The organism is Methanomicrobium mobile BP, assembly GCF_000711215.1.
Lineage (GTDB): Archaea > Halobacteriota > Methanomicrobia > Methanomicrobiales > Methanomicrobiaceae > Methanomicrobium > Methanomicrobium mobile.
On record NZ_JOMF01000004.1, the window covers coordinates 395,021 to 411,394 of the forward strand.

The window sequence follows — 16,374 nt, forward strand, 5'->3', positions numbered from 1 at the left end:
ATGAGGCACGTATGTGACCTTATGCGACCGTATGGGAATGATATATCACATATTAACTGCTAATCTCTCATCTACGCAGATCTCAATACTTGTACTTATAGCGGTTCTCGTGCTCATATCCGCCCGAAGTTTCATGCGCAACGGGATTAAGATATGGCATATCATGCTTTGCGGAGCGCTGGCAGTGCTCATAACGGGGCAGATCTCGGTTCCCGACGCAATCCGTGCAATAAATTACGATGTCATAATTTTTCTTGCGGGAGCGTTCATTGTCGGCAGGGCACTCTCGGAGAGCGGCGCTTTAAACCCGTATATCGAGAGATTTTTTGCAAATCCGCGGAGTGAGAGAGGGTTTTTCCTTGTTTTCATTGCCGCGGCGGGTTTCCTATCGGCATTTCTCATGAACGATACCGTGGCAATAATCGGAACGCTCTTTGCGGTCTCGCTCTCGAAAAAGATGAATATCCCCGAGGAGATTCTTCTTATCACGCTCGCATTCTCGGTTACGACCGGCAGTGTCCTAAGCCCCGTCGGCAATCCGCAGAATCTTCTCATCGCATTATCCGAGGGCTTTGCCGGCTCTGCGGCATTCGGCGGTCTTTCAGCCTCCGCGAATCCTTTTCTCGTCTTCGGCGCCTACCTCATAGTGCCGACGCTGATCTCCCTTCTCCTCATATATCCGATATTAAAGCTCTTTTACCCGGATTTTTCCGCCGTCCGCAAAAGCCTCACCGCGACGGAAAAGACGAATCCGGATTCGACAGAAACTTCGGAAGTTGCGGTTGTCGCCGACGGCAGACTTGCGAAGATTGCCGAGATCTCGCTCGGCGTTCTCGTGCTCATGATACTCCTTAAGGGAGCGGCAAGCTTCTTCAATAACTCCTCGCTCATCCAGCTTCCGATGATAGCGGTCGCCGCCGCACTCCCCGTCATTCTGTTCTCCAAATGCCGCTTTGAGATAGTAAAAGGGATAGACTGGGGAACGATAATATTCTTCGCCGCCATGTTCGTCCTCATGCGGAGTGCATGGGACAGCGGATTTATCCAGAGCATTCTGAATCTCGGAACGGCGGATGCCGGGTCGCTCTTCACATCGGCATCCGTGATATACGGCTTGGGAATTACGGTCAGCCAGTTTGTCTCGAATGTGCCTTTCGTTGCGCTCTTCCTGCCGCTCATGGCGGATTCGGGTGCGAATGCCGCGGTCTACATGGCACTGGCGGCGGGAAGCACCCTCGCCGGCAATCTCCTGATATTCGGCGCCGCCTCGAATCTGATAATCATACAGAATGCCGAGAGATACGGCAGCACAATCGGTTTCCTTAACTTCGCAAGAGTGGGCATTCCGCTCACGATTGCGCAGTCCACCGTCTTCCTGCTGTGGTTCTGGATTATCGGCGCATGACTGATTGGTGCATGAAGGAGTAACGCATAAAGGATATGCATGAAGGATTCACGGGAATGACGATTCCCTAAAATTGACGCTAAACCGATAAAAAAGAATATTTTGGGATTATTTCACGATGACCGTGGCAGACCAGGTCGTGTCATCGGCGGTCTGCTGTTCCCATGAGCGCTTGTAGATGCCGTTGAGCTTGTAGGTTCCCGTGTTGACGGCCTTAAGCTCCCAGACATGCTCGCCGCCGGCACCGACAAGGGCGGTGTTCGGAGGTACGTATTCGTCGCTGACTACTTCAAAGCCCGTTGTGTCAAGCTGCCATGTGTAGCCCGTTGTCGGGTTCTCGGCGAGTGTAATCTTTACGATCTCGCCTTTGGAGACGGTATTCTCCGAGCCGTTATCGTCTTTCGTCAGGGAAAGTGCCGGTGTATCTTTACCTGTCGCCGTCGGTGCAGCCGAAGGTGCGGCTGTCGGCACTTCGGTTGCCGCTGCGGTTGCTACTTCCGTAGGTGCGGTTGAAGGTGTCGTCGTCTTCACGGTGTCCGTGCCCGTGCATCCCGCAAATGTGACGCACGCAATAAGTAAAGCGGCAACTGCCGCCAGACATGTGTATTTGTTCATGTTATCACCTTATTAATTGCAGAAAAAATTAGTCATTAATCCTATAAATACAACTCTTTAACTTTGATTTTTTTCACAGTCATACGGAACTGTCCGGCGCAATCGGCAAAACTCAAAAAAAACGATAATTGCGGGAAAAATTATTTGAAAATTAATCGGTCGGCTTAATTCTTTGCCGTGCCCTGTTTTGCGACCGCTTCCATCGCGGCTTCAATCTCGTCCTTATCGCCCAGATAGTAATGCCTTATCGGTTTCAGGTTCTCGTCGAGCTCGTAGACCAGCGGAGATGCCGTGGGTATGTTCACCTGCGATATCTCATCGTCCGAGACATTGTCGAGGATTTTAACGAGCGCCCTTAAGCTGTTTCCGTGAGCGACTATGAGGATTTTTTTGCCGGATTTAATCTGCGGGCATATCTCGTTCTCCCAGTATGGCTTTACCCTTGCGACCGTGTCCTTCAGGCTTTCGGTCAGCGGCAGTTCCTCCTTCGGAATCGAAGAATATCGCGGGTCATTTGCGGGATTTCTCTCGTCTTCGGGGGTGAGCGCCGGCGGTGCGACCGCATAGCCCCTTCTCCAGACAAATACCTGCTCGTCGCCGTATTCGGCGGCGGTCTCCGCCTTGTTAAGACCCTGAAGCGCCCCGTAATGCCTCTCGTTGAGTTTCCATGAGCAGGTGACGGGTATCCACATGAGGTTCATCTCGTCAAGCGCAATCCAGAGTGTGCGTATCGCACGCTTTAAGACCGAGGTATATGCCGCATCAAAGGTATATCCTTCCCTTGAAAGGAGAGCGCCGGCACTGTGCGCCTCTTTTATTCCCTGTTCGGAGATGTCGACGTCGGTCCAGCCCGTGAATCTGTTCTCTTTATTCCATTGGCTCTCGCCGTGGCGAAGTAAAACTACCTTGTGGATTTTTGCCGTATCCCAATCGGGCTGCACATTCGTGGCGGTCGGGGCGGTCGGGGCGTCTGAAGGTGCTGCCGTCTTCACGGTGTCCGTGCCCGTGCATCCCGCAAATGCGACAAATGCGATGAGCAAAGCCGCGACTGCCGTCAGACATGTCAATTTATTCATGATATCGCTTCCGTATTGCTTACAAAAGAATTGCCTCCTACCCTATAAATTCAACTGTTTAACATTCATATTTTCAACTTTCATATTTTCACGTTACCGGCGACAGGCAGGCAGGGAAACGGAAGTCAAATCGGGCATGCAAAATATGTTCTCAACTGCGGCACTATGTACAAAAATATACTTTGATGAATTAAATTATTCCGCGACACTGTCCTTAACCGATAAATACACTGCGCCAAGTTTGACTGCAAAGGACAATTTACCCCGAAAAATAATCGCGATCTCCGAAATATATAAATGCTGAATTCCGCAAAACTGAATTGCTGCACAATTGCAGGATGAAATATATGAAAGACAGCAAAATACCTTACAAAATCTATCTCAATGAAGACGAGATGCCGACACACTGGTATAATCTGAGAGCGGATATGAAAACCAAACCCTCTCCGCTTCTCAACCCCGCCACCGGCAAGCCGCTCAAGGCCGAGGAACTCACACCGATATTCTGTGAGGAACTCGTAAAACAGGAACTCGACGACACAACGCCGTTCATCGAGATCCCGAAGGAAATTCGCGACTTCTACAAGATGTACAGACCGTCGCCGCTCGTTAGAGCATACTGCCTTGAAGAAGCGCTGGACACGCCCGCAAAAATCTACTACAAGTTTGAGGGCAACAACACAAGCGGATCACACAAACTTAACTCTGCCATCGCTCAGGCGTATTACGCAAAGAAGCAGGGACTTAAGGGTGTTACAACGGAGACGGGCGCGGGTCAGTGGGGTACTGCTCTTTCAATGGCATGTGCATACTTAAACCTCGACTGTAAAGTTTTCATGGTCAAAGTCTCCTACGAACAGAAACCGTTCAGAAGAGAGGTCATGAGGACCTACGGCGCATCCGTGGTCCCTTCGCCCTCGGAGGCAACCGACGTCGGAAAGAAGATTCTTGCGGAGCACCCGGGAACGACGGGAAGTCTCGGCTGCGCAATCTCGGAGGCTGTCGAGGTCGCGGTCAAGAACCCGGGTTACAGATATGTCCTCGGAAGCGTTCTCAATCAGGTCCTGCTCCACCAGTCAATCATCGGTCTCGAGACCAAGACGGCGCTGGACAAATACGACATCAAGCCCGATATCATCATCGGCTGTGCGGGCGGAGGCTCGAACCTCGGCGGTCTTATAGCGCCGTTCATGAGAGAAAAACTGAGAGGAGAAGCCGATTACCGCATTATCGCCGTAGAACCGGCATCGTGCCCGAGCTTTACCCGCGGCACCTTCGCCTACGACTTCGCCGATACGGGTATGATATGCCCGCTCGCCAAGATGTATACTCTCGGAAGCAGTTTCATCCCGTCGGCGAATCATGCGGGTGGTCTCAGATTCCACGGAATGAGCACCATTCTCTCGCAACTCTACCATGACGGATATATGGAAGCCGTCGCCGTCGAACAGACCTCGGTATTCGAAGCGGCGGTGCAGTTCGCACGCACGGAAGGTATCCTGCCGGCGCCGGAGAGCTCACACGCAATCAGGACCGCCATCGACGAGGCACTCAAATGCAAGAAGACAGGCGAGGAGAAGAACATCGTATTCGGACTCACGGGAACGGGTTACTTCGACCTTGTCGCATATCAGATGTATAATGACGGCAAAATGACCGACGATATTCCGACAGACGCGGATATCGCGGCATCGGTCGCGAAACTTCCTAAAGTGGACGCATAAACCGGGCATAAATAGAATCATAACCGAAATCAGGACAGAAATCGGAACAGAACTCAAAACCAAAAAAAGAACCAAATAGGAACCCAAATTAAAACAGAAACGGGATGCGGTCCGAAAGGTTTCACGTGAAACATCGGTCCGCACCCGTCTGAATCCTCTTTTCGGCGGCGAAAAACCGCTCAGAAAAGCCTGTATATGAAATAATTCTCGAATGGTCTCTCTTTCTGATCGAAATCGGCGAGGATGTTGGCGCGGTTTCCGAGTTTCAGCATCTTTTCGGCGAGAACATCCGTACCGCAGCTCTTCTCGAAGAGCACGGAAAGGTCATGATTTATCTTCTTTATCTCTTCGTGAGAGATCTTGTTGAGAGCATCCGCGGGATAGGCGTCGATGCCGAAATACTCAAAGACGGATTCCATCGAGATGAGCCATAACCGAGACCGCACTGCCCGTCTTGCGGCGACGTTTGCCTCGATGTCGGTAAGAACCAGATACGCGACGTTCGGACCGTGATAGAATGCCTTGAATGAGTAGAGCGTGCCTTTCGATTCGGTTATCTTATCCGGCGATACCCCAAGGTAACGTGCCAATACCGCTTTTTTATTCTCAATCTCACGACGGGATACCATTTCCGATTCATCACACAGGGCAGTGACGGATTTTGAATAATTAATCCGAAATCAGGTCAATGCAGTCAGTATTGAAATTACTTTAAATTTGAATATAAAAAATATTGCTGATACTGACAGTTTTTGACGATGCCCCGAAAATGCGATGCAAATCATCCGGGGGCATTATGAATTTCAAAAAAAGACGGCGGAGAATACGGGTTTTTTTCGACCGCACCGCCATTTTCTTTTGGGTTCCTTTGGATTATTTTTGATGCTTTTGGATTTTTTATGAAATCTTTTGGACTTTATTGGGGTTACAGTTTCTACGACCTTTACTACGACCTTTACATCTCGGTCTTGATGAGGGCGTTATATGCCGCCTGCTTATACACATCGAGATTTGTGCCGTAAAACTCATCCGCCTTGAGAGAATCGTCGGTCTTTCCGAATACAGCTATGCGATCCAGAGTCGCTTGTGCCGCATCGTCGACCCAGATCTTTGCCGTATCGATATCGGTCTCGGAGATATTCTCGACCCTTACCGAGACAAAGACCGAGCCGTCCGGCGTTGTTCGGACAACGGGCTTGCCTATGACCGAGACATAGGTGCCCGGCTCGATCCTTGAGATCTTTGCCATCGCTTCCTGCTGGTAGCTTCCCGCATTAATGAAGAAGATACCCGTCGGATCCGAGACACGTGCGGTGTAAAACGGCGTATCGTCGCCTTTCTTCTCCTTCTGAGTCATCTGACCGCAGAAAAATATCCTGTTGCAGCGCTCTCCCGTCGGAAGTATGACATATACGGGGCTTTTCTCGTCGCTGCCGTCCTTGAACTGCAATCTGGTCTCACGGAGTTCGGCGGCAAAAACACGCTTTGCGGGCTCGCGTATGAACTTCTTTCCGTTCTGTGCGCCGTTTCTCGATCCCGAGCCGTTTGAACCGGCGTTATTTCCGAAATTATCGTCGGTCATCAGTCCTTACCTCCCTGATTGTCCGATGCTGCCGATTGCAGGACTTCCACGGATTCAGAAGCGCGGTTTATCAGCGCCGCATGCTTCTCCGAGTCGTAGTCCACGAACTCGCAGCTCGAGACGAGGACAGTGCCGTCAAGGTTGCTTCCCCTGCACCTGAAATATCTGCCCATCATAACCTCTTTGAGTTTATCGACGACATCGTCGAGTCCCAGCGGGCTTGACTGCACAATCTCGACCGCCTTGTCGAGTGTAATGCCGGTGACCGCCTCCACGACCTCTCTCTGCATCAGAATGTTCCTTGCGCTGACGCCGTCGTCCAACACCCCCGTCACTCTCAGATCATATCTGAAATCCGTCTGCACCTCGTGATCGGGGCAGTAGTTCTGCCTGTTCAGCACGCGGGTGCACCCCTCGACCGGACAGCGCTTGATTACCCCCGAACCCGGACCCATATTCAGAAATGCGCCGAAGAGCGTTGTGCTTCCGTCGGCAACATCAAGAGAAGCGCCCTCTTCCTCAAGTATGGTGGCGCCCGTGAAATTAAGGGAAAGTCGTCCCTGATATTCGTCGACGCCGGCATAATATATCGTGTATACTTTGCCTTCCTCGACAGCGGTGCTGCTGTCATCCTTCCATGTCACGAATTTGACACTGCCTGTCTCATCGCCGACCATTCCCGTCTGCATCATCCTGTCATGCCGCGGTTCCCAGTTCTGAACAACCTTTACGCGCACGGTGGCAATGCCGGGCTTAATCCCCGAAATCGGCACTGGCTGCGGGATAAGGGTGCAGACCTCGTCGACCTCCTCAATCTTCGTTCCCGAATGAATCTTCATGCTCGGCGAACCGCGATACTCATCCACGGTTGCCGACTCGAGACGATACCATGAACCGAGTTCGAGAGTCGGCGCATTTGCCTTTGCCCAGACAACAAAGCGTATTGCCCCGGAATCGTCGGCAATGATACCCGTCTGAGACATCGCGGGCGACACCGGTGTCGAGAGCGAGACAACCTTTCCCACGATATTTACCCAGTCGCCGGGGTTTGCATCGGCGATCTTTCCGAATTCGGCATTCTGACTGCCCGATGCGGAGTTCTTCAAAACTTCTTTAAGGCTCTCGCCGGTAACCATGCGCTCGGCTTCATCTGCCGGAATACTGAGATCGTTGATCAACAGGTTTAACTTGGAACGGATTTTTGCTTCGTTGGCAACGCCGCCCATATCACTTACTTTCCGGGAGATTCTTTCTACTATCTGTGGATCGATTTCCATTAATTTCACATCTCCAATTAGTACTAAGTACTGTATAGAATAAAAACCATGACCCCGCGGTCCGAAAGTGAAATGTTGTTTCGAAGTATGTTCTTCCTAAGCATGTTGTTCCGAAGCCGCGGCTGAAGGGCACGATATCTATACATTTAAGTAAAAATAATGCATACTAAATCAGATATGACATTAACAGCAGACAGTCCATTATCTGAATTGCTTCAGGAAAACCCGCGTTCAGCCGAGATTCTCATGAGATTCGGCATGGGCTGCGTAGGTTGTGCACTTGCAAGCGGCGAGACAATCAGACAGGCGGCAGCCGGTCACGGCATACCCCTTGACGAGCTTCTCGATGCTTTAGGCATCAAGCAGTAAATTCCAAAATATATTTTTCAAATTTTCAGTATTTTATCGATTTTTCAGCATTCTGGCGGATTTTCAGCGTTTTGTGCTTTTAGGGAGTTGTACATTCGGAATTTTCGCCAATAGGTCTATTTCTCGGTCAGCCGCAGATTGCGTGCCTTCGCAAACGCCTTTGCATCCGCGACCGCGACATCGGTATCGTCAAGAATGAAGTTCGCAACCTCTTTGTAATGATTTAAAAGACAGCGCTTGCACGACCAAACGGGACTGCCGTCCGATGAGGTTATCAGGTCGCCCAGCTCTTCGTCGCCGCAGGGGTAGAACGGACAGTAACAGAGTTTGCAGGACTGACCCCTGAAATGGCAGGGATAAAATTCGCAATAGGGTCTCCATTCCGTTATGCTAAGACCGCTCATGGTGCTGACAACGAAGAAAGACGGCTCTTTAGCGGAGACATCGCCCTCGTGACGCTTGAGGGCTTCGATAACGCCGTTTTTGACGCAGAGATAAACCTTAGAGCCGCAGTCCGTAAGGGTCCCCGCATATTCGTGCACGCGGACGCCTGCGGCAACGCCGCCCCCTACAGCTGTATCTGCGGGAGTATTTGCGGATTCATCGTCGGCGCGGTCGCAGATGACAACAACCTCATCGGTCGTTGTCCCGAAATAATCGCGCCCCAGACTGCTCAATGCATCCGCTTTTGCCTCCGTTGCCGTAATAATCGTCTCAAGGAGCGCCGAATCCGTAAAAAGCTCTCTCGAATGAACAATGATGTTTATCGTATGCGGCGTATACCTCTCGGACTCCGGCTTTGACCGCGGACGCGAAGACGCCGGAATCTCTGGGACATCGGGATTCGGATTGCCCGCGCCCGCCGTGACAAAGACCGTGATATAGCCGTAGGTAAAGATGCAGAGATTCTTCATCGAGACCGCGGTCAGCAGCCCGTAAAAATCGTCGCCGAATCCGGCGTCCTTTGCGACCGAATTCAGATAATTTTGCGGATTGTCGTGGTTGAAGTCCATCGGCACCGTATGATTGAATACCGTTGCGACATTGCCGATGCCGCCGCCGACACCCGTGCTTGCCGCTCTGAAATTGCCGCGAATAAAAAGAGTGTTTTGTTTTACCGTGTATCTCATGACACGTTATGAAATCTATGCCACGTTGTATCTGGCGCGGTCTTTGAGTTCCTGCTGTTTGCCCTGATTCCAGCCGGCAACATCGGCAAGGTAGCCTGTGACGCGGGACACCTGTGAAACGTCGTGCGAACCGCATTCGGGACAGATCGGCTGACCGCAGAGCGGACAATACTCAATCTTCTCGACAATGGAGTGCTGACAGTGGCAGTGGTCGAGCGGGCACATAATCTCAAGCTCGGTCTCGCCGCAGCACGGGCAGGGCGTCTCGTCGACGACATGATTACATGTGTGGCACTTGTATCTGCGTTCTTCTACGGGAATATCCTCCAAAGACTTGTATTTCTTTGCAAGTTCGAGCTGTTCCTCTGTCCAAATCATACATTTAATGTAGTGACTCTAGGCTTTAAAAGTATCCCATATAACATATCCTTCCGCGGCATTTTTGCGGCACAATGGTTATGATCTCCGTTATACATTTTTATCGCTCCGAAACAATTGTCCGCATTTCTCACCGTCATCACAACCCTTCGCAATCGGAGAAACATAGAACCTCGCAACCTGAGAGTGTCGGGGCGGGTGGGCGGGGACAGCAGTTACAGGAGCACAACGGCAGTCACATGAGCATAATGGCAGTTACGGGGCAAAATAGAATAGCTTTACACCTTTGAAAAGTCAATTACTATAAATGCCAAAAGACACACCCGTTGACTTCAACGAAGACATGACCGGAATCGTCTTCGACGGCGAAAGATACGATATTCCCGGAATGGACATGATATTTTACGCCGTCTACCAACGCGGCGCTTCCTCGCGCGAGGTCTTAAAGGAACTGCTCATAAACGAGATCAAAAGAGCAGGCATTGCCTATCCGAAGGATAAAGAAGAAGAATTCGGATTTGCGCTCGTCAAAAAATATAAGATGACGATGCAGAGAGGCGGCGGCGAGGTCTGAACCCGCAAAATCCGCAGATCACCGTTTTCACCTATTTCATATTTTTTCGTTTTTCAGCCGATGCGGCATGATAATGCCTCAGGTGACTCATAGGGCTCATCATATGCGAACCGCATCAGAACGGGTCATCTCATCATCGGCATCATAGGCATCATGCGGGTCAGAGTTTGCGCACGAATGCGTATTTTGCGGCGGCAGCCTGCGGATCGTCCGAGGTGTAAATAGATCTGCCGACTATCATGCCGTCGATGAGCGGCGCTATCTCCTCGGCACTGCCGCCCTGTGCGCCGACGCCTGGTGAGAGAATCTTCAGATTCCCGATAACGCCGCGGAGCTTCTTCACGGTCTCGGGACGTGTCGCGGGCGCGATTATGCCGTCAGCCTTGCAGTCCACCGCAAGTTTTGCGAGTTTTACGCCGTTTTCGCCTCCGAGGAACTCAAGAGCGCCCGGATGGCTCATCTCGGTCACGACATAACATTCGCCCCCGGCATCGTGAGCCGCCTCGACGGATGCCGTTACCGAGTCGCTTCCCGTAAAGCCCTGCGTGATTATCCCCGAAAATCCCGCCTCAAAGACGTGCTCGGCGATAAGCCGGCTGGTATTGGGAATATCCGCGACCTTAAAATCGGCGATAAGCGGCAGCCCGAGATGCGAGAGGTCGCGTGCAATCGAGAGCCCGCTGCCCAGAACGAGCGGGTATCCTATCTTGATTGCGTCAAGATACGGCGCCGTCTTCTCGGCTATCTCAACAGCCTCATCGCGTGTAAGAACATCAAGTGCAAGTATAAGATCAGTCATATTTCTCAGGTTTCGTTATTTCTGTAATCTTTCGAGTGTTGCGGCGACAATCAGCGGAAGGTTGATTGTGGCATCGCCGTATACGGTCTGCGAGGTGGCATCCTCGGTGAGCTTGCCCCACGATTTTGCCTCGTCGAGTGTCGCACCCGAAAGTCCGCCGAGGTCGGGTCTGTCGCCTGTGAGCTGAATCGCGTAGTCAAAGCCTTCGGGGGTCATGAGCCTGCTCTGGAAGATGTAGTTCTTCGGGACGCCGCCGCCGACAAGGAACGCTCCGCTTTTCTTCGCGGCAAAGCAGATATCCATGAGCTTTGACATATCCTTGAAAGCGTCGATTGTGACGCCGCCGGTCTGGTTGAACATCCAGTACTGAAGTCCTATCATCGAGTCCTGAAGTGCGGGGCAGAAGACGGGGACATCCTTCTTTGCGGCGGTTGCAAGGATACCGCGGTCGAGGTTCTTTCCGATGAGGTTCGTTACATCCTGAATCGAGTATTTCTGACCGCGTTCAAGTTGGGAGAAGACGTCCTGCATAAACTCCTCGAACTTGATGAACGCCGTCGTCGGAAGGTAGATATCGAAAATTCTGTTGATCTCCTCCTCGCGAAGTTTGACGTCGTCGCATATCTCGGTGCCGTGGTAGTGCTTACAGCCGATTGCCTCTATGGTGTCGTGGGTGAGGTTTGCGCCCGTGGAGACAAGGACATCGATGTGACCCGCGTCTATGAGGTCGGCGACGATTCCGCCCATGCCGCCGGGGACCATTGCCCCCGAAAGTCCGAAGAACTTGACGGCTTCTTTGTCGCGAAGCATATTTTCGTAGATATTGACCGCACGCCACAGCGATCCGCCGTTATAGGCGCGGGCATTTCCGAACTGCTCGACAAGCTCGTTTACGGTCATTCCGGCTCTAACACGTGCCTGCACTACAGGCGTTCCTAACAATGATTCATCCATGGATATTCACTATCTGTTCCTCTATTATTTGCGGTTATAAACCATAATAATATCATATTGCAGAAAAAGCAGTATATTAGAGTAAAACATGAGTAAAACCGCGGCAAGTACGGATATATAACGCGGTAAATAGGGGAGATGCGGATGAGAAGGGATTTTGAGACGGCAATGGCATCGGTGTATGCGCAGAGAGGGTATCACGTGAGTGCATACTTTGACTATTATGCCGCGAAGTTATTCTCGGATTCGGTCTTAAGCCGCATTCGTGCCGCCGAATGTCTTGCCGAGGCGCAGGGTGCGGATGCGGAAATCGCCGCGGAACTCCTCATCGAACGCATAGGGGTCGAGGATGATGCCGGCGCAATCTACGTCATGGAGACCGCTCTCGGTCGTCTGGGGGATGTTTCGGCAACGGCGCCGCTCCTAAAACTCCTCTCGTCCGATGACGGATGGGTGCGCAGGGGCGCCGCGAAGGCAATAGGGGTCATCGCCGGCGTCGATATCCTGCCGAAAATCACCGACATGCTTGCCGACGCCGACGAACACACGCGTGCGGGGGCGGCGCTTGCGCTCGGAATGCTGGGTTACTGGGAGAAGAAGGAACTTCTGATTCCGCTCCTTGACGACGGCTCAAACGAGGTCAGGGATGCCGCAAAAGAGGCAATCCGAAGGCTCGGGGGCATTCACTGAATAATGAAAAGTAATGGTGAAAAGTAAACTGAAAAGTAAAGCCGAAAACTAAAACCAAAACCTGAAAACGATAAGCAAACCTGAAAACAAATGAAAAGCAAAGACGCGAAGTAAAAACCGAAAAAATGGGCCTGGAGGGGTTCGAACCCACGGCCGCCCGGTTATGAGCCGGGCGCTCCACCACTAAGCTACAGGCCCGAGATGATGTCAACCGACCCGCCGCATGAGATAATGGGGGGCATTGTCCTCACCGGCATTCAATCGGTTGTGCACATATATTTTGTATAGAACAGATAAAAAGATTTTGAGATTGGCATTTTCGGATACTTTCCATTTATTTTCCGCATGCGTGACAGATGCTTTATGCGAACGCCGCTCTCACGCGCACTTTCGTTAGGTTTTGTAGAATTTGCCGAATCATATTCGCCATAACAAACGCTTCTTAGAGAGTTTTGGGACGCAGTTAAGTAAACCTAACGGGATAGTATGTATCAGCGAAGTTGAGAGGTGATAAGCAAGCCTACGGATAAGAAAGCAAAACACATAACGGATATAAGCCGCAAAGGCGCTGTTTACCGTTTACGTCTGTGAAATTACACGGCAGTCATAACAGAATCTGATTTAATTAAAACGTAATACTTTCAAAACCGCAAAATGTGATAACATGAACAGATCATCCATAAGAGGCATCGGTTCCGACAAAAAACTCCCTGACGAGTTCTTCGAGCTTTTCGGAATCTGCGTCAAAGACAAAAATAAGAGATAAATGTATATTACGCAGAAATCACGGATTTTTGCAGGTATACCAAAGAGTAAAAAACACAAACTACATCCGATATTTCATGTAAAACTCACGCACCGTTACATGAAACAGTCATCCATAATTAATTCCAACGCACGTACACTAACACACTAACACACTAACTCCGAAATACAAAAGCAACGGAAAAATAGCAACCATAATTACAGCAAAATAGCGTATTCATAAAATTACAACACTTAATTACAGCACCAAATTACAGCACTTAAAAAACGAACCGCAAATTAACCGCAAATTAACCGCAAATTAATCGCATATCGATCGTTAACTTAACGCAGATGCAGATGCTTGAACAAGCATACTGTATACATCTGTGTGCTGCACGAAAGGTATCTTTTTTTATTCACGAAATTTCAGAGAAATATTTACACAGATATCGGCATTTAAACTTACACGGATTTTGCACGGAACGGATAAAGGGGGAGAAAAAGATATGCAGGAGCTTGCCGCCGTTAAATACGAGATCTCAAAGTCGCGATTCTATGCGCATCTCTACCTGCTGGAGTTTCCGGATGAATACGCCGATGCCGTCGCAATTCACGAAAAGCTCTACAAAAAGGCGGCGCATCACTGTTCGGCAATGCTCTTTACGATGCCCGACGGCAGGACCGCGTCCGAGTTCAAGAACGACGGCGAGGTGGGGCACCCGGGACGGACGCTTCTCAACATTCTTGAGGTAAACGGGCTTAATTCGCATGCGCTGATTGTTTCAAGGATATTCGGCGGCATTAAACTCGGACCTTCGGGGGTTACGCGGGCTTTCCGCGACAGCGGGGATATGGCGGTAAAACTCGCGCAGAACAAAGATTGAGAGGTAAAGAGCGGTCACTTTTTGCGGAAGACGCCGTTTAACTCGGCACGCGGATAGCGGGCGCCGCGGACTTTCAGATCCCATCTGTGAGTATGAAGGGATACGCATTCGTAACCGCGACCGCAGAAGAGTTCGCGGACTTCGTCTTCCGTGAAGAAATGAGTCATTATTCCGTTTTTCTTCCTGTATGTCCGCGGTTCGGGGACGGCATCGCCGCAGGCTTTCATATCGGCGGCTTCAAACTCCGTGAAATAGAGGACGCCGCCCCGTTTCAGGACGCGGCAGAACTCGGATACGATTGTGCAGCGCTCCTCTTTTAATGAATGACCAATGATGTGCCGCGCAAATACGACATCGAAGGTGTCTGCCGCAAACATGAGCTTCGAGGCATCGGCGATGAGGACTTCGCCGCTCATCCTTGCGGTGAGGTTCTTCTTTGCCAGTGCGGCGGCAGTCCGCGAAAAGTCGAATGCGAAGATATCCAGACCTTTTCCCTGCATTGCCAGAAGAGTCTTGCCGTTGCCGCACCCCGCCTCAAGAACTCTCGTGCCCGCGGGCAGTTCGGGCAGATCGACTATTCCACCCCAGATATTCCCCGAACTCCTATACTGCCTCTCCCAGGATTCCCGCGGTTCCGATGAATCATAAGGTTCCGGTGTATCTTGGGGCGGCGCTCCGGCATAGTCTGGCATATAATACCAATATGTAAGGACTTCCCATTAAATAACAGGATAGGGGTATTCGATTCGGGATTCAGGATATGAATCAGGAATGAATCATCATACCCATGCGGTAAGCGGCATCTGATATGAGCCCGAAGTTACCTTTGCGGCAACGGTGGGATGCTCTATCTCGGCAACCGGTGAAGACGTGCTGTAGCCTTTTAAGACGCTGCCCAACGAGAGTATTGAGACCGTAAACATCCTGCCGTCCTCCATGCGTATATTGACGGCCTTCTTTGAACCCGATATCGTTGCGGTCCCCGCAATATTGTCCAGAAACCGTCCCCAGTTCTGCCGCACCGTCCAGACATATGCCTGGCCGCCGATGTTGACAAGCCGCTTTATCTCGGCAACGCTTACGACATAGATTCGGTTGTAAAGTCCGATCTCCAGGACCTGTATCTGCTCTCCGTTCCTGTCCTGCGCCGGGTAACCGACTCTCCTGATATATCCCGCTCTTATCATTTTATTTCATCTCCGATTTTCATATTGTTTCAGCTATTGTTTGCTGTTATTCCGGCGGGGTTCGTTCGCTCTTTCCGGCGCTTTTGTCCCCGCTGTCTGTCTGATAAGAGAATTGACTTAGGGTATATAAATCAACTAGCCGTGCGCGGTGCGAAAGTGAAATTTTCATCGGGCAGGTTCCCGATTGTTACGGTAATCATCCCGATTTTAAAATTGGGCACAAATACGAGGTATTTCGGATACGGTCAATGTGACGGAGTCAGTCCCGACAAATTAAATTCAAGTACTTACTGCGCATATATCCTATCACGGGTATAATCATGAGTCTTCCAATGCCGAGTGTAAAATACTTCATGGGGCAGATGACCTCGGAACTGTCCAATCTTGCCGCACGCATCTCCGATGAGAGCATAGAAAGGTTTACCGCCGAAATCCTGAAGGAAAGGCGAATATATCTGGCAGGCGCCGGTCGTTCGGGTCTGATTGCGCGTGCGTTCGCAATGAGACTCATGCATCTGGGCATGGAAAGCTACGTTGTCGGCGAAACCGTCACGCCCGCCATGCGAAAAGACGACATGCTCATAATAATCTCGGGTTCCGGCGAGACCAGAACGATGATAGACAATGCCGTCACCGCAAAGAGCATAGGCGGTCTCGTATGCCTGATTACAGGTCATCCTGAGTCCAAAATAGCGGCGATATCCGATCTTGTGATATGTCTTCCGGCGGAAGCGCATAACGCGGAACTTGACAGCACCTACGAGATAAGGCAGCTCAAAGGCGAATCCAAATCGCTTTCAATGCCGCTGATGAGGCTCGGAACACTCTTCGAGACCTCCGCACTCGTCTTCGCGGACGCGTTTATCGCCTCGATAATCGAGATAAAACACTGCGATATCAAAGAAGTCGTTGACAGATTCTCGAATATCCAGTAAATACACCAAATACACTAAATACACTTAATGCACATAATTCACCCGATA

18 protein-coding genes and 1 tRNA gene are annotated in these 16,374 nt (G+C 50.8%); 7 read left to right on the plus strand and 12 right to left on the minus strand.

Annotated features, from left to right (window positions below; translation table 11 throughout):
• Positions 1–31 precede the first annotated feature (31 nt).
• A complete protein-coding gene (locus tag T502_RS01845; protein ID WP_245597739.1) occupies positions 32–1,405 on the plus strand; it encodes an ArsB/NhaD family transporter in 1,374 nt (457 codons plus the stop codon).
• Between the two features lie 108 nt (positions 1,406–1,513).
• On the opposite strand, the gene T502_RS08475 is transcribed toward T502_RS01845, so the two are convergent.
• Complete coding sequence (locus tag T502_RS08475) at positions 1,514–2,020, minus strand: protease inhibitor I42 family protein (RefSeq protein ID WP_052359016.1); 507 nt, start codon at positions 2,018–2,020, stop codon at positions 1,514–1,516.
• A 164-nt stretch (positions 2,021–2,184) separates the two neighbouring features.
• Positions 2,185–2,934: a 2,3-diphosphoglycerate-dependent phosphoglycerate mutase gene (gene gpmA, locus T502_RS01855; protein WP_042705489.1), complete on the minus strand. Its 750-nt coding sequence runs from the start codon at positions 2,932–2,934 to the stop codon at positions 2,185–2,187.
• Positions 2,935–3,443: 509 nt separating this feature from the next.
• Between gpmA and T502_RS01860 the strand changes: the two genes are divergently transcribed.
• Entirely contained in the window at positions 3,444–4,820 is a 1,377-nt protein-coding gene (locus T502_RS01860) for a TrpB-like pyridoxal phosphate-dependent enzyme (RefSeq protein ID WP_042705490.1), read from the plus strand.
• A 179-nt stretch (positions 4,821–4,999) separates the two neighbouring features.
• On the opposite strand, the gene T502_RS01865 is transcribed toward T502_RS01860, so the two are convergent.
• From T502_RS01865 to T502_RS01875, 3 genes are all read right to left on the minus strand, one after another.
• Positions 5,000–5,449 carry a hypothetical protein gene (locus T502_RS01865; RefSeq protein WP_042705341.1) on the minus strand — a complete coding sequence of 150 codons (450 nt, stop codon included), beginning with the start codon at positions 5,447–5,449 and terminating at the stop codon, positions 5,000–5,002.
• Between the two features lie 326 nt (positions 5,450–5,775).
• Positions 5,776–6,402, minus strand: a complete 627-nt coding sequence (locus T502_RS01870) for a nucleic acid-binding protein (protein WP_245597740.1) — start codon at positions 6,400–6,402, stop codon at positions 5,776–5,778.
• Positions 6,402–7,679 carry a nucleotide-binding protein gene (locus T502_RS01875; protein WP_052359019.1) on the minus strand — a complete coding sequence of 426 codons (1,278 nt, stop codon included), beginning with the start codon at positions 7,677–7,679 and terminating at the stop codon, positions 6,402–6,404. Before T502_RS01875 ends, T502_RS01870 begins: the two co-directional genes overlap by 1 nt.
• Positions 7,680–7,856: 177 nt before the next feature.
• Between T502_RS01875 and T502_RS01880 the strand changes: the two genes are divergently transcribed.
• A complete protein-coding gene (locus tag T502_RS01880; RefSeq protein ID WP_042705342.1) occupies positions 7,857–8,048 on the plus strand; it encodes a DUF1858 domain-containing protein in 192 nt (63 codons plus the stop codon).
• Positions 8,049–8,164: 116 nt separating this feature from the next.
• Here T502_RS01880 and T502_RS01885 read toward each other — a convergent pair whose 3' ends face one another.
• Both T502_RS01885 and nrdD read right to left on the minus strand, forming a co-directional pair.
• The gene (locus T502_RS01885; RefSeq protein WP_042705343.1) at positions 8,165–9,178 is read right to left on the minus strand and encodes an adenosylcobinamide amidohydrolase; all 1,014 of its coding nucleotides are present in this window, start codon (positions 9,176–9,178) and stop codon (positions 8,165–8,167) included.
• Positions 9,179–9,193: 15 nt separating this feature from the next.
• Positions 9,194–9,556, minus strand: coding sequence for an anaerobic ribonucleoside-triphosphate reductase (nrdD, locus tag T502_RS01890; RefSeq protein ID WP_042705344.1), 363 nt, complete (start codon positions 9,554–9,556; stop codon positions 9,194–9,196).
• A gap of 307 nt (positions 9,557–9,863) precedes the next feature.
• Between nrdD and T502_RS01895 the strand changes: the two genes are divergently transcribed.
• On the plus strand, positions 9,864–10,130 hold the full coding sequence (locus tag T502_RS01895; protein WP_042705345.1) for a hypothetical protein: 267 nt from the start codon (positions 9,864–9,866) through the stop codon (positions 10,128–10,130).
• Between the two features lie 160 nt (positions 10,131–10,290).
• Here the strand turns inward: T502_RS01895 and pyrF are convergent, their stop codons facing one another.
• The gene (pyrF, locus tag T502_RS01900) at positions 10,291–10,929 is read right to left on the minus strand and encodes an orotidine-5'-phosphate decarboxylase (protein WP_042705346.1); all 639 of its coding nucleotides are present in this window, start codon (positions 10,927–10,929) and stop codon (positions 10,291–10,293) included.
• Between the two features lie 15 nt (positions 10,930–10,944).
• Positions 10,945–11,883, minus strand: a complete 939-nt coding sequence (locus T502_RS01905; RefSeq protein WP_042705347.1) for a deoxyhypusine synthase — start codon at positions 11,881–11,883, stop codon at positions 10,945–10,947.
• Between the two features lie 144 nt (positions 11,884–12,027).
• On the opposite strand from T502_RS01905, the gene T502_RS01910 reads away from it, so the two are divergent.
• Positions 12,028–12,573 carry a HEAT repeat domain-containing protein gene (locus tag T502_RS01910; protein ID WP_042705348.1) on the plus strand — a complete coding sequence of 182 codons (546 nt, stop codon included), beginning with the start codon at positions 12,028–12,030 and terminating at the stop codon, positions 12,571–12,573.
• Positions 12,574–12,699: 126 nt separating this feature from the next.
• Here T502_RS01910 and T502_RS01915 read toward each other — a convergent pair.
• Positions 12,700–12,771: transfer RNA gene (locus T502_RS01915), tRNA-Ile, on the minus strand.
• Between the two features lie 1,055 nt (positions 12,772–13,826).
• On the opposite strand from T502_RS01915, the gene T502_RS01920 reads away from it, so the two are divergent.
• A complete protein-coding gene (locus T502_RS01920; RefSeq protein ID WP_042705493.1) occupies positions 13,827–14,204 on the plus strand; it encodes a YigZ family protein in 378 nt (125 codons plus the stop codon).
• Positions 14,205–14,218: 14 nt separating this feature from the next.
• Here T502_RS01920 and T502_RS01925 read toward each other — a convergent pair whose 3' ends face one another.
• Entirely contained in the window at positions 14,219–14,896 is a 678-nt protein-coding gene (locus T502_RS01925; RefSeq protein ID WP_052359021.1) for a class I SAM-dependent methyltransferase, read from the minus strand.
• 87 nt (positions 14,897–14,983) lie between these two features.
• Positions 14,984–15,391 carry a hypothetical protein gene (locus T502_RS01930; RefSeq protein ID WP_042705349.1) on the minus strand — a complete coding sequence of 136 codons (408 nt, stop codon included), beginning with the start codon at positions 15,389–15,391 and terminating at the stop codon, positions 14,984–14,986.
• Positions 15,392–15,711: 320 nt separating this feature from the next.
• On the opposite strand from T502_RS01930, the gene hxlB reads away from it, so the two are divergent.
• Positions 15,712–16,326, plus strand: a complete 615-nt coding sequence (gene hxlB / locus T502_RS01935; RefSeq protein WP_042705350.1) for a 6-phospho-3-hexuloisomerase — start codon at positions 15,712–15,714, stop codon at positions 16,324–16,326.
• The last annotated feature ends 48 nt before the right edge of the window (positions 16,327–16,374 follow it).